This is a genomic window from Streptomyces sp. NPDC052016, assembly GCF_044548445.1.
In the GTDB taxonomy this organism is placed as follows: domain Bacteria; phylum Actinomycetota; class Actinomycetes; order Streptomycetales; family Streptomycetaceae; genus Streptomyces.
The window spans coordinates 218,373-232,162 of the sequence record NZ_JBIUBX010000014.1; the positions used below are offsets into that span (position 1 = coordinate 218,373).

Sequence of the window (13,790 nt, forward strand, 5' to 3'; positions counted from 1 at the left end):
CAACGGAGCGTCAAGGAGGGCGACGTCAACGGTTGAGGAAGGACGGGCGGAGCGGCGGTCGACATCCGCACGGGCGATCCCCGGGCGGTCGTTCCGCCCGCCCGGGGTGCGCTTGATCCGTGTCACGGGCGCGTGCGTTCAGTGGACCGTTCACCGACCTTGGAGTGTTCCGCCTGCGCGGGCGGCCCTCCCGGTGCCGCAGCGCCCTCATCCCACCCCCGGCTCCGCTCCCACCACCTCCGGCCCCGCGGCTGCCACCGGCAACGACCCCCGCCGTACCTCGTGTCCGGGCGACCCGGCGTGCCCGAGGACCCAACTGCCGCCGCGCAGCGCCTTCGCCGCCTGCTTCAGCGGCACCAGACAGGCCGCCGCCTGGCGGTGGTCCGCCACCCTCCCCGGCAGGCACAGGACGGTCGCCAGTGACAGCGTGACCAAGTGACCGCCCGCCGACCAGGGCGCGTCCAGCACCGACGCGGCCAGCGGGTCCAGGCCATCCACATCGGTGAGGACCAGGAAGTCGTCCCCGCCGATGTGCCCCACGCGTGTGCCCCCGGAGGCCTGCCCTCGCAACATCCGCCCCACCGACCGGATCAACTCGTCCCCGGCCGCGAATCCGGCCCCGTCGTTGACCTGCTTGAAGTGGTCGATGTCCAGCCAGCTCAGTGCGAACGTCCGGTCGTCCGCGATCCGCCGGTCCACCTCCCTCGTGATGGCGTCCGAACCGGGCAGCCGCGTGAGCGGGTTGAGCCCCGCAGCCTCCTCGACCCGTGTCTCCGCCAGCGCCCGCACCAGGTCCGCCAGCCGGACGACGCCCACGCACCGCCCGTGGTCGTCGACGACGCCGACGTCGTCGGAGGTGCGGTCCCGGCCGCCTACGGCGACCACGTCCAGTACCTCCCACGCCGTCGCGTCGATGCCCACCGTGCGCGGCGGATCGCCGAGTCGGGTGGCGGGCCGGTCGGCGTACAGGGCGTGTCCGTAGCGCCCCGACATCGACAACAGGAAGCGCGAGCGATGCACGGAACGGACCGGCACGCCCTCCCGGTCCACGAGCAGCACCCCGGACACGTCCGGCGATCCGGTCAGCAGCGCCCGCACCTGACCGGCGGAGGCGCCCGCGGGCAGCAGCGCGGCCGGCCGGAGGAACTCCCGTACCGAAGGCCCCGACCGGGGCGCCGGCACGGCCACGGAGGAGCGCGGCGGCACGTACACGTCGGCCGCGGGCAGCCGGGCCGGCGGCGCGAACAGCTGGCCCTGGGCAAGCTGCGCACCGGCCGTCCGCGCGGCCGCACACTGCAGCTCGGTCTCGACCCCCTCGACCGCCAGCAGCGCTCCCAGCTCGTCGCACAGTGTCCGCATTGCGCGTACCGTCGCCGGTCGCGCCAGCAGGCACGCGTCGAGCTTCACCAGGTCCGGCGCGAGGTCCGCGAGCAGCCGCAAAGGGACGTCCCCGTCCCCGACGCCGTCCGTGCTGATCCGGAAGCCCTGCTCCCGCAGCGCCGCCACCGCCTCCAGCAGCGCACGCTGCGGCACGTGCGTATACGGCGGGACGATGTCGAGCGTCACCTCCCATGGCAGCCGTCCCACCTCCCGTACGGCGTCGTACAGCGGGGCGAGCCCGCCGAGGTCGGCCAGGGTGCCGGCGAACACGTTCACGTGCAGCGGCAGCAGCGTCTCCTTGCGCGCCGCGGCCCGCACCGCCAGAACGGCCAGCCGGCCGTCGAGTTCGGCGTCGCGCCGGGCCTCCGCCAGGACGTCGCCGGTCTCGGGGCGGGCGAGGATCTCCAAACCCGCCACTCCTCCGGTGGCCAGGTTGACCACCGGCTGGAAGGCGAAGCGGAGAGTATCCGTCCAGGAGCGCACGGGAGCATGATGGCGCTGCGGGCACGCGCCCAGGCGCAGTTCATGAGACGTTCACGCAGCATTCCGGAGCGATCGCACAGGGTGAGATCCGGGCCTGTGGGAGCCCGGTGCCGCGGGCGCCCCCGTGCCGAGGCCCCGGGTTCTCCGGTGACGCCTCTCCGCCTCCTCACCGCACGGCAACCACCGCCGACCCGTGGCCGAAGAGCCCCTGGTTCGCCGTGAGGCCCACGCGCGCTCCGCTCACCTGGCGGCCGCCAGCCTGACCCCTCAACTGCCAGGTCACCTCGCAGACCTGGGCGATCGCCTGCGCCGGCACCGCCTCGCCGAACGAGGCCAGTCCACCGCTCGTGTTCACCGGTATGCGACCGCCGGGCGCCGTCACCCCGTCCCGCAGCAGCTTGGCGCCCTCGCCGCCGCCGCACAGCCCGAGGTCCTCGTACCACTGCAACTCCAGTGCCGTGGACAGGTCGTACACCTCGGCCAGGGACAGGTCCTCGGGCCCGACGCCCGCTTCCTCGTAGGCGGCGGCCGCAATCGATGCCCTGAACGTCTCACCGGCCGGTTCCGCCCCTCTTCCCGAGTCGGTCGCGATGTCCGGCAGGTCCAGCACGGTGTTGGGGTAACGGGGAGTCACGGTGGCCACGGCGCGGATCCGCACCGCGTCCGACGCCCCGTGGCGCCGCGCGAACTCCATGCTGGACAGCACCACCGCCGCCCCGCCGTCCGAGGTCGCGCAGATGTCCAGAAGCCGCAGCGGATCGGCCACCACGGCGGACGCGGCGACCTCCTCGGCGGTGACCCGCGTGCGATAGCGCGCGTTCGGGTTCAGGGCCCCCATCGCGGCGTTCTTCACCTTCACCCGGGCGAAGTCGTCCAGCGTGTCCCCGTGCACTGCCATGCGCCGACGCGCGTACAGCCCGAAGTACGCGGGGTTGGTCGCCCCCAGGAGGCGGAACCTCAGCCAGTCGGGATCGTCGGGCCGGTCGCCGCCCGCAGGCCGGAAGAAGCCCTTGGGCGCCGCGTCGGCCCCCACCACGAGAACCACCTCGGCCAGACCGGCGAGTATCTGCGCCCGCGCCGCGTTGATCGCCTGGGCCCCCGACGCGCACGCCGCGTACACGCTCGTCACCCGCGCCCCCTGCCAACCCAGCGCCTTCGCGAACGCGGCCCCCGCCACATACCCCGGATAGCCGCCACGCACCGTGTCCGCGCCGACGACCGAACCTACCTCCCGCCAGTTCAGGCCGGCGTCGGCCAGCGCCGCGCGGGCCGCCGCCACGCCGTACTCGACGAAGCCGCGACCCCACTTGCCCCACGGGTGCATCCCCACACCGAGCACCGCCACCTCCACCGTCATCCCGCCACCCCCGCCGGCCGCCAGTGCCAGGTCGTCCAGGTCGTCTCCGCGTCCTCGTGGAGCACTCCGGGGACGACCTCCACCTCCATGCCCACCGTCAGATCGGCGACGGTGATCCCGGGAACCGCCTGCCCCAGCACCACCATCCGCTCGGACTCCAGCTCCACAGCGATCAACGCGTACGGCTGCCACGGAAGTTCCGGGTCGGTCACATAGGGTGACGGGGGCCGGTAGCGGCAGTCCGTGTACGCCCAGACGCGCCCGCGCCGCGACAGCGGAACTTCCTCCAGCTCGCCACCACCGCAGCCCGGATTGCGGCAGTGCGTGTCCTCGCGCGGGAAGAAGACCGAGCCGCAGGCCGAGCAGCGCGTGCCGAGCAGCCTGAATGCGTCGCCGTCTCCGGTGAACCACCTGGCGACCACGGGAGTGCGTGTACGCGGCATAGCCCCTCCTGCGAGATATCTGACGGAACGTCAGAAGTCTGGCACGCACACGGCGAAAGGGGCAGGGGGCACCGTGTACGGGCGGAGCGTCCCCGAGTGCTTCCCCGGCCGAAGCCCGTCCTGGTAAACGCATGGACATGACGCGACTCTCCAGTGCAGGACGCGGTGTCGTCACCGCCCTCGCCGCCCTGCTGACCGTGACCGCCGCGTCCGCCACCGGGCGGGCCCACCCCGAAGCCGAAGCGCCGGCGGACTTCGTCTCCCTGCGGACCGTGGACCCGACGGTCCTCCAGGAGATGCGCTACTTCACCCCGCACAACTTCGTCGGCACACGTATCGACGGCTACCGTCAGCCGCTGTGCATCCTCACCCGGCCCGCCGCCGAAGCCCTCCACCGGGCCCAGGCGAAGCTGCTGCGCCAGGGATACACACTCAAGGTGTACGACTGCTACCGGCCGCAGCGAGCCGTGGACCACTTCGTCCGCTGGGCGCAGGACCTCGACGACGAGGCCATGAAGAGCGAGTTCTACCCGAACGTCGACAAGACCCGCCTGTTCGAGGACGGCTACATCGCCGAGAAGTCCGGTCACAGCCGCGGCTCGACCCTGGACCTCACGCTCGTGAAGCTGCCGGCCCGACCGACCAGGCCCTACGTCCCCGGACAACCCCTCGTGCCCTGCTACGCGCCCCGGGAGGAGCGCTTCCCGGACAACTCCGTCGACATGGGCACCGGCTACGACTGCTTCGACACCCTCAGCCACACCCTCGACCCCCGCATCCAGGGCGAGCAGCGCGCCAACCGGCTGCTCCTCAAGGGCACCCTCGAAGGGCTCGGCTTCGTCAACCTCGCCGAGGAGTGGTGGCACTACACCTTCAAGCCCGAGCCATATCCGGACACTTACTTCGACTTCCCCGTCGCCGCCAAGTCGCTCACCAAGGCGTACCGGACGCCCGCGCGCGACACGCACGCGTGATCGGATACAGTCCGCCGCGTGTCCGAAAATCAGTACTCCACTTCGAACTCCCCGCGCGGCTCCCATTGTTCGAGCTGCGGAGCGCCCTACGGGGAGGGCGTCACCGGCTGGCCCCGCACCTGCCCGGCGTGCGCCGCCGTGGCCTACCGCAACCCGCTGCCGGTCGCGATCGCGCTCCAGCCCGTGTACGACACGAAGGGCACCGCCCTGGTCGTCGTCACCCGAACCATCGAGCCCGCGCGCGGGGGCATCGCCCTGCCCGGCGGCTACATCGACGACCGCGAGGACTGGCGGCAGGCCGTCGTCCGCGAACTCGACGAGGAGACGGGCATCGACGCCGCGAGCCGCGACGTACGCCTCGCCGACGCCATGAGCAGCCCCGACGGCCACCTCCTCCTCTTCGGCCTCCTTCCGGAACGCCCCGCCGACCGGCTGCCGACGTCCGCCTCCACGGACGAGACGGAGGGCTGGCACCTCCTGCGCCGGCCGGAGGAGCTGGCCTTCCCGCTGCACACGCTCGCCGTGCGGGCGTTCTTCGAGGGCCGCTACGTCTGAGGCGACTCGCCGAGCCCGCGTACGCGTACGGGGTGGGACGGCTCGCGCATGCCGTCCTCGCCCTCCCGCTCGACGACGACCCGCCGGCGGCCCTCCCAGCGGGCGACGTACCGCTCGATCTCCGGCTCGTCCCAGCCGTCACCGGCGTCCTCCACCACCAGGCCGCCCCCCGTCCGCCCCCGGGCCGGAGCCCACACCTCGAGCTCCAACCCGCCGTCCTCCCCCCGCACCGGTATGACGGCACCCGCGCGCGCCAGCACCGGAATGCGCGCCAAGGGAGCATCGACGAGCACCTGCCCCGGCCCCTCGTACGCCTTCCCCGTCGCCCTGTCGAACCAGAGCCCCCGCGGCAACGGCACCGCCCGCCGGTCAGCACCAGCATCGAGCACCGGGGCCACCAGCAGGCAGTCACCCAGCAGGAAGGCGTCCTCGCAGTCCCGCAGAGCCCGGTCCTCGGGCGCCCCCCACCACAGCGGACGCACATAGGGAGCCCCCGTACGCCGGGCCAGATGCGCCAGCGTCATGAAGTACGGCAGCAACCGCCGACGCTCGAGGAGCGCCACGCGCGCGTGCTCCAACACCTCCGCACCGAACTCCCACGGCTCCCGGCGCCCCGCCCGCAGACTCGCGTGCGTGCGGAACAGCGGCAGGTAGGCGCCCAGCTGGAACCACCGCAGGTACAGCTCGGGGGAAGGGGCTCCGTCGAAGCCGCCCACGTCCGGACCCGAGTACGGCACGCCGCACAGCCCGAGACCCATGACCAGTGACAGGGACGCACGCAGTCCCGGCCAGCCCGTGGCGACGTCACCGGACCAGGTGCCGCCGTAGCGTTGCAGACCGACCCAACCGGAGCGCGAGAGGACGAACGGGCGTTCGTCTGGCAGCAGCTCGCGCAGCCCGTCGTGCGCCGCCTGAGCCATGCACAGACCGTAGACGTTGTGCGCCTCACGATGATCGCCGCCGCGCCCCTCCAGGGAGTGCCGGGCCGACCGCGGGAGGGTCGACTCGCCGAAGGCGGTGAACGACGTCGGCTCGTTCATGTCGTGCCAGAAACCGGAGAACCCCTGCGCGAGCCGCTCCGCGTACAGGCCTCCCCACCATCTCCGCACGCGTGCGTGCGTGAAATCTGGAAAAACCGACTCGCCCGGCCACGCCACGCCCTCGACGAGCCGCCCGGAGGCGTCCCGCACGAACGCGTCCCCGGCCATCCCGCTGTCGTGGACGTCGTTGCCCGGCGCCGCCCTCACGGCCGGATCGACGATCGACACCAGACGAACCCCGTCCCGCCGCAGTTCGTCCGCGAGCACCGGCAGCTTCGGAAAGCGCTCCTGGTCGACGGTGAACACCTGGTGGTCGTCGAGATGGTCGATGTCCAGATGGACCGCGTCGAGCGGCAGCCGGCGTTCCTGGTAGCCGGACAGGACACGCCGCAGCTCCTGCTCGCTCCCGAAGCCCCACCGCGCGTGATGGTGACCGAGCGCCCACGCGGGTGGCAGTGCCGGTGCTCCGGTGAGCGAGGCCCAGGCGAGCAGCACGCGCGCGGGGGTTCCCACCATCACCCAGCAGCGCAAGGGGCCCCCGTCCACCCGCAGCTGGGACGTCCCGGCCAGGTCGTGCCCGGAGCCTGCCCCCTCCTCGCCCTCGCGCAGCGTCACCGTGCCGTCCCAGGACGTGTCGTAGAAGGCCAGGTGCGTGGCCGCGTCGGCCACCACCAACTGCACCGGCATCGTCAGATACAGCGGATCGTCCTCGCGGCCGAACGCGCGCCCGGGATCCGTGTTCCAGAGCCGGTACGACCCGTCCCGCAGGCGCGGCCCGGACGCCCGCCCACCGAGCCCGAAGAAGCGCGCGTCCGCCGCCACCTCCGACCGCTGCATCCAGCGCCCCGGGCCGCCTTCCTCCGGCTCCCACCACCGGGGCGGCAGCTCATGCCGCAGCGTCATCCCTCCCGGTGTGCGCACCTCGATCGCACCGTGCCGCGAGATCACGACCGTCATCCGCTCGGCGACGACCCGCCAGCCGCCGTCCTTGTCCGGCTCCAGCACCGCCCGGGGATCCGCCTCCGGACAGCGCCCGGCCAGCGCGTACGACGGCTCGGGACCGGCTCCGTCCCAGCCCCAGAACACCGCCCCGCTCACGGCGACGTGGATCCGCAGCTCGGAGCGGCCGAACCGGATCCTCCCGCCACCCGGGCCGGGCTCCACCTCTTGCATCTGCCCCGGCACCCGCGCTCGCTCGGCACCACGGGTCGGCAGTCCGATCGCGTCGACGCGCCGCCTGCGCCACGCGGCCCGCACGGTGCGCAACCCCTGGGCAGCCCCCGCAGAACCGACCGCCTTCATCGAACGCACCAGGTCACGACCGTTCATGCTGCTCACCCTGCCACTCGCCGCCCCACGCGCGCGGGTCGTTCAACTACCGTTCACCCGTGCTGAGACCACATCTTCACGACACGGACTGTGTGGGGTGCACCCTGGTGTAGAAGTGGATCACATGGCATCGTCCGTGTCAGCCGCGTCACGCGCACACCCAGCACGTGCGCGGACGACGCACACGACGCGCACAGTCCGGGAGCCGCCCCATGTCGACCGTGAACCCCGAGCCGCTCTGGCGGCCCGACCCACAGCGCATCGCCCAGGCCCAGGTCACCAGGTTCCAGTCCTGGGCGGCCGAACGCCACGGAGCCCCGTCCGAAGGCGGCTATCCGGCCCTGCACCGCTGGTCCGTCGACGAGCTGGAAACGTTCTGGAAAGCCGTCACGGAGTGGTTCGACGTCCGCTTCTCCACGCCCTACGCGCGCGTGCTGGGCGACCGCTCCATGCCCGGCGCCCAGTGGTTCCCCGGGGCGACGCTGAACTACGCCGAGCACGCACTGCGCGCGAGCGCCACCCGCGCGGACGAACCGGCTCTCCTGTACGTCGACGAAACCCATGAACCGCGCCCGGTGACGTGGTCCGAGCTGCGCCGCCAGGTCGGCTCCCTCGCCACCGAGCTGCGCGGCCTGGGTGTCCGCCCCGGCGACCGGATCAGCGGCTACCTCCCGAACATCCCGCAGGCCGTCGTCGCCCTGCTCGCCACCGCGGTCGTCGGCGCCGTCTGGACCTCCTGTGCCCCCGACTTCGGCGCCCGCAGCGTCCTCGACCGTTTCCAGCAGGTCGAGCCCGTCGTCCTGTTCACCGTGGACGGCTACCGCTACGGCGGCAAGGAGCACGACCGCCGCGACGTCGTCGCCGAACTGCGCCGCGAGCTGCCGACGCTGCGCGCGGTGGTCCACATCCCCCTCCTGGGCACGGAGGCACCGGAAGGGGCCCTGGAGTGGTCGGCCCTGACGGCCGCGGACGAGGACCCCGTCTTCGAACAGGTCCCCTTCGACCACCCCCTGTGGGTGCTGTACTCCTCCGGCACGACCGGCCTGCCCAAGGCCATCGTCCAGTCCCAGGGCGGCATCCTCGTCGAACACCTCAAGCAGCTGGGCCTGCACTGCGACCTGGGTCCCGAGGACCGTTTCTTCTGGTACACCTCGACCGGCTGGATGATGTGGAACTTCCTCGTCTCCGGCCTCCTGACCGGCACCACGATCGTTCTCTACGACGGCAGCCCCGGGTACCCCGACACGGCCGCCCAGTGGCGCGTCGCCGAACGCACGGGTGCAACCCTCTACGGCACCTCGGCGGCCTACGTCATGGCCTGCCGCAAGGCCGACGTCCACCCGTCCCGCGACTTCGACCTGTCCAAAGTGCAGTGCGTCGCCACCACGGGTTCCCCCCTGCCGCCCGACGGCTTCCGCTGGCTGCACGACGAGGTACGTGAAGACCTGTGGATCGCCTCCGTCAGCGGCGGCACGGACGTCTGCTCCTGCTTCGCGGGAGCCGTCCCGACCCTCCCGGTCCACACCGGCGAGCTCCAGGCGCCCGGCCTCGGCACCGACCTGCAGTCCTGGGACCCGGACGGCCGCCCCGTGGTCGACGAGGTCGGTGAACTCGTCGTCACCAACCCCATGCCCTCCATGCCGGTCCACTTCTGGAACGACCCGGACGGCAGCCGCTACCACGACAGCTACTTCGACACCTACCCCGGCGTCTGGCGCCACGGCGACTGGATCACCGTCACCTCACGCGGCTCCGTCGTCATCCACGGCCGCTCCGACTCCACGCTCAACCGTCAGGGCGTGCGCATGGGCTCGGCGGACATCTACGAGGCCGTCGAGCGGCTCCCCGAAATCAAGGAGTCCCTGGTCATCGGCATCGAACAGCCCGACGGCGGCTACTGGATGCCCCTCTTCGTCCACCTGGCGCCGGGAGCCGTCCTCGACGAGGCGCTCCTGAACCGCATCAAGCAGACCATCCGCGAGCAACTCTCCCCCCGGCACGTCCCGGACGAGATCATCGAGGTGCCCGGAGTCCCGCACACCCTCACCGGCAAACGCATCGAGGTCCCGGTCAAGCGACTCCTCCAGGGCACCCCCCTGGACAAGGCGGTCAACCCGGGCTCCATCGACAACCTCGACCTGCTGCACTTCTACGAGGACCTCGCACGCAAGCGGGTCTGAACCCGCGCAGAAGCCGCAGCGCGGTGTGGCCGGCCACGGACACGACGACCAAGATCGCGAAGTCCGCGGCCGGCGCGTGCCCTCGATCTTGTCCGCCCCCTCCGTGCCAAGAGTTCAGCTCATGCAGCGCCGGGCCACTCGCCGTCACCGCGGCGATCGGCGCCTGCTCCTGCGAGCGGCACCGCCGACCGTGAGAAAACGTGTCTGAGCTGGGAGATCCTCCCGCCGCACCCTGCCTGACCGGCCCGCCGGAGGCCCGCTGTCAGTGCCGTCGATTACTGTGAGTGAGCATCGATCGACTGTGCACACAGGGGGAAACATGGCACACACCGACCACCAGACCATGCGCCGCGTCCTGCGCCGCGAGATCGCCGGCACCATCGGCCTGCTCACCGACGAACACGACTTCCGTGCCATGCGGCGCTACCGCAGCTTCACCTTCGACGACCACGCCACCTACCTCCGACAGGTCGAAGACCTCCTCAAGACACGCGCCCTCCAGGGCATCCACACCACGGTGGCGCTCTTCGACCCACAGGAGTACGCCGAGTACTGCGCCGCCAAGGACCTCGACCCCGACGTACCGGCCCACCGCACCCGCTTCACCGCCGAACTCGCGACGACCGGCCCCACCCTTCCCTACGAGGGCCAGCCCCTGGCCGACCTCGTCCCCGCCCTTGTCGACGAAGCCGTCCGCCAGGCGACCTGGGAGTACGCGGCCACCCTCCTCGCTCGCCTGGGCGCCTGCGCGACCTGCGGCGAGGACCTCGGCCGCGCGGCCTTCGCACGAGCCTCCGACCTCCTGGTCCGCATCCTCGACACCGCACCACCGGGCAACAGGCACCTGGTCTGCAGCGTCACGGGCACACCCGAAACCCTCGTCGCCGTCCTCCACGCCGACCAGACAGCGAACGGCACCCCGGCGTTCGACGAGGCCGAAGCACTCGAGTTCACCACCGTGCTCGCCCTCGGCCTCGCCACCCACAGCCCCGGCGGCCTGGTCATGCGCACCACCGCCCAAGGAGCCCCGGACCGGATCTACGGATGGCGGCTGCGCCGCGACGGGCTGGAACCGCTGACGGCCGGCGAGGTGTTCGACGCCTACTGCACCGACGTGGAATCCGGAGACCTCATCTCGCCCGAGTCCGGCGTCGACTACTCCGAGCCGCCGCACCTCGGTCAGGAGGAGGGGGAAGGACCGAGGCCCGGCCATCACCACTGACACATGACGAAGGGGCGCCCCACCCGAAGGCGGAGCGCCCCTTCTCACCGGCGGAACGCCGACCGGATCCGACTACTCACCGGACAACACGGCCTGCGCCGCGTTCCGAGCCTCCTCGGCGCTGTCCGCCGCACGCGCGGCCGCAGCGGCCCGCTCGCACTGCGCCAACGTGTACTTGGCCAGCGTCGCCCGCACATAAGGAATCGAAGCCGAACCCATCGACAAGGAGGTGACCCCCAGACCCGTCAACACACACGCGAGCAGCGGATCGGAAGCGGCCTCGCCACAGACGCCACAGCTCTTGCCCTCGGCCTTGGCCGCCTCAGCGGACAACGCCACCAGGTCGAGCAGCGCGGGCTGCCACGGATCCTGCAGCCGGGACACCGCACCGACCTGGCGGTCCGCGGCGAAGGTGTACTGCGCGAGGTCGTTCGTCCCCAGCGACAGGAACTCGACCTCCCGCAGGATCGAACGGGCCCGCAGCGCGGCCGACGGAATCTCGACCATCGCACCGAACTTGGCCTGCAGGCCCGCCGCCCGGCACGCGTCCGCGAACGCCTTGGCATCGGCACGGTCCGCCACCATGGGGGCCATCACCTCGAGGTGGACCGGCAGACCCTCGGCCGCCTTGGCCAGTGCCGTCAGCTGGGTGCGCAGGACCTCGGGGTGGTCCAGCAGCGTCCGCAGCCCACGCACGCCCAACGCCGGGTTCGGCTCGTCCGCCGGGGTCAGGAATTCCAGCGGCTTGTCCGCGCCCGCGTCCAGCACCCGCACGACGACGCGCCCCTCGGGGAACGCCTCGAGCACCTGGCGGTAGGCCTCGAGCTGCTTCTCCTCGGACGGCGCGTTCTTGCTGTCGTCCAGGAAGAGGAACTCGGTACGGAACAGACCGACGCCCTCCGCGCCCGCCTCGACCGCGGCCGGCACATCGGCCGGGCCACCGACGTTGGCCAGCAACGGCACCTTGTGACCGTCGGCCGTGGCACCCGGCCCGGTCGAGGCGGCGAGCGCCGCCTTGCGCTCCGCCGCTGCCGCCTCGAGCTGCGCCTTCCTGTCGTCGCTCGGGTTCACGAAGATGTCACCCGTGCTGCCGTCGACGGCGATCACCGTGCCCTCGGCGAGCTCCCCGGCACCCGGAAGCGCCACGACGGCCGGCACCCCCAGGGCGCGCGCCAGAATCGCGCTGTGGCTGGTCGGCCCACCCTCCTCGGTGACGAACCCGAGCACCAGCGTCGGGTCCAGCAGAGCGGTGTCGGCCGGCGCCAGGTCCCGAGCGACCAGCACGTACGGCTCGTCACTGTCCGGGACACCCGGCATCGGGACGCCCAGCAGACGGGCGACGATACGATTCCGCACGTCGTCGAGGTCTGCCACACGTCCGGCGAGGTACTCGCCGGCGCCGGCCAGCAGCTCACGGTAGGCGGCGAAGGCGTCGTACACGGCCCGCTCGGCCGTGCTCCCGACGGCGATCCGCCGGTCCACGTCCGCCATCAGCTCGGGATCCTGGGCCATCATGGCCTGCGCCTCGAGCACCGCCTGAGCTTCGCCCCCCGCCAGATTGCCGCGCGCAATCAGGTCGGCTGCCACAGCATCCACGGCCTTGCGAGCACGCCCCTGTTCGCGCTCGGCCTCCTCCGCCGGGATCTGCTTGGCGGGCGGTTCCAGGACCGCCGTTCCCATGTGCCGAACCTCGCCGATCGCCACTCCGTGGCTCACGCCGACGCCTCGCAGCGTTGTCTCCATCTCACCCGTCTCCGATAGTGCGGCGGGTCCCGCCGCCGCGATGGTTGTCCTACATGCCGTCATGGGACGGCTTCGGCATCACTGCCAGGAAAAGAGAACGTCGCCGGTTTTCACGTCGCCGTCTTCACGGAGCTCAGCGAGGGCGTCGGCAGTGGCCTCCAGCGCCACGACCGGGCAGATGGCGGACTTGCCGGCCTCTTCCACCGCGGCCGGGTTCCAACGCACGATGGCCTGTCCGCGCGTCACGGTGTCGCCCTTGTTCACGAGGAGCTCGAAGCCCTCGCCGTTGAGCTGCACGGTGTCGATACCGAGGTGGGTGAGCACCCCGTGCCCCTCGGCGTCGACGACCACGAAGGCGTGGGGGTGGAGGGAGACGATGACCCCGTCCACGGGTGCGACGGCCTCGGAAGGCTCGCGCACCGGGTCGATCGCCGTTCCGGGTCCGACCATGGCCCCGGAGAAGACGGGATCCGGCACCGCTGCCAGTCCGATGGCGCGTCCTGCCAGCGGGGACGTCACGGTGGTCATGGGAAGCCTCCCAGGGGTGGAGATGTATATGGGCCGTCGAGACCAGTCCAGGACGGCGCACTGTGCAGCAGCGTATGTCACACGAAGTGCCGGTTCCGCACGAGTGCTCCCGAGCGTGGTCTAGACCACCACCCTAGTGGATTTGCATCGGCTCCGCGCCCCCGTGTACAGTCGTACTCCTGCTTGAGGGTGAGCGACGCGGTCGTGCGCGCTCGACCAAGACCAAGCAGCGTCCAAACTTGTCAGATCCTATCTCTGGATCTTTTCCGCATGTCTGCGGAAGGGTGGTCAGAGAGACGGAAAAACACTGATAGAGTTTGAAACACCGAAGGGAAGCGCCCGGAGGAAAGCCTGAGAGAGTCTCTCGGGTGAGTACAAAGGAAGCGTCCGTTCCTTGAGAACTCAACAGCGTGCCAAAAATCAACGCCAGATTAGTTGATACCCCGTCCCCGGCAGTGATAGCCGAGGATGAGGTTCCTTTGAAAAAACACAGCGAGGACGCTGTGTGCGAGAGGACTATTCCTCCTCTTGCACCGCTCTCGTGGTGTTCAACCGG

10 protein-coding genes are annotated in these 13,790 nt (G+C 71.3%); 4 read left to right on the plus strand and 6 right to left on the minus strand.

Going from position 1 to position 13,790, the window contains the following annotated elements:
* Window positions 1–207: 207 nt before the first annotated feature.
* The 3 genes from ACIHAR_RS19520 to ACIHAR_RS19530 form a co-directional block, all read right to left on the minus strand.
* Window positions 208–1,863: an EAL domain-containing protein gene (locus ACIHAR_RS19520; RefSeq protein ID WP_400020630.1), complete on the minus strand. Its 1,656-nt coding sequence runs from the start codon at window positions 1,861–1,863 to the stop codon at window positions 208–210.
* A 166-nt stretch (window positions 1,864–2,029) separates the two neighbouring features.
* Entirely contained in the window at window positions 2,030–3,220 is a 1,191-nt protein-coding gene (locus tag ACIHAR_RS19525) for a lipid-transfer protein (RefSeq protein WP_400020632.1), read from the minus strand.
* Window positions 3,217–3,642: a Zn-ribbon domain-containing OB-fold protein gene (locus ACIHAR_RS19530; RefSeq protein WP_400020659.1), complete on the minus strand. Its 426-nt coding sequence runs from the start codon at window positions 3,640–3,642 to the stop codon at window positions 3,217–3,219. The genes ACIHAR_RS19525 and ACIHAR_RS19530 overlap by 4 nt, the downstream gene beginning before the upstream one ends.
* Before the next feature lie 158 nt (window positions 3,643–3,800).
* Between ACIHAR_RS19530 and ACIHAR_RS19535 the strand changes: the two genes are divergently transcribed.
* Both ACIHAR_RS19535 and ACIHAR_RS19540 read left to right on the plus strand, forming a co-directional pair.
* A complete protein-coding gene (locus ACIHAR_RS19535; protein ID WP_400020634.1) occupies window positions 3,801–4,637 on the plus strand; it encodes a M15 family metallopeptidase in 837 nt (278 codons plus the stop codon).
* Window positions 4,638–4,655: 18 nt separating this feature from the next.
* The gene (locus ACIHAR_RS19540; RefSeq protein WP_400020636.1) at window positions 4,656–5,192 is read left to right on the plus strand and encodes an NUDIX domain-containing protein; all 537 of its coding nucleotides are present in this window, start codon (window positions 4,656–4,658) and stop codon (window positions 5,190–5,192) included.
* Here ACIHAR_RS19540 and ACIHAR_RS19545 read toward each other — a convergent pair.
* The gene (locus ACIHAR_RS19545) at window positions 5,183–7,561 is read right to left on the minus strand and encodes a glycoside hydrolase family 31 protein (protein ID WP_400020638.1); all 2,379 of its coding nucleotides are present in this window, start codon (window positions 7,559–7,561) and stop codon (window positions 5,183–5,185) included. The genes ACIHAR_RS19540 and ACIHAR_RS19545 overlap by 10 nt on opposite strands.
* Before the next feature lie 212 nt (window positions 7,562–7,773).
* Between ACIHAR_RS19545 and ACIHAR_RS19550 the strand changes: the two genes are divergently transcribed.
* On the plus strand, window positions 7,774–9,741 hold the full coding sequence (locus ACIHAR_RS19550) for an acetoacetate--CoA ligase (protein ID WP_400020639.1): 1,968 nt from the start codon (window positions 7,774–7,776) through the stop codon (window positions 9,739–9,741).
* A 319-nt stretch (window positions 9,742–10,060) separates the two neighbouring features.
* On the plus strand, window positions 10,061–10,963 hold the full coding sequence (locus ACIHAR_RS19555) for a hypothetical protein (RefSeq protein ID WP_400020641.1): 903 nt from the start codon (window positions 10,061–10,063) through the stop codon (window positions 10,961–10,963).
* Between the two features lie 72 nt (window positions 10,964–11,035).
* On the opposite strand, the gene ptsP is transcribed toward ACIHAR_RS19555, so the two are convergent.
* Both ptsP and ACIHAR_RS19565 read right to left on the minus strand, forming a co-directional pair.
* A complete protein-coding gene (gene ptsP, locus ACIHAR_RS19560; protein WP_400020643.1) occupies window positions 11,036–12,706 on the minus strand; it encodes a phosphoenolpyruvate--protein phosphotransferase in 1,671 nt (556 codons plus the stop codon).
* A gap of 78 nt (window positions 12,707–12,784) precedes the next feature.
* Window positions 12,785–13,234 carry a PTS glucose transporter subunit IIA gene (locus ACIHAR_RS19565; protein WP_365471601.1) on the minus strand — a complete coding sequence of 150 codons (450 nt, stop codon included), beginning with the start codon at window positions 13,232–13,234 and terminating at the stop codon, window positions 12,785–12,787.
* Window positions 13,235–13,790 lie beyond the last annotated feature (556 nt).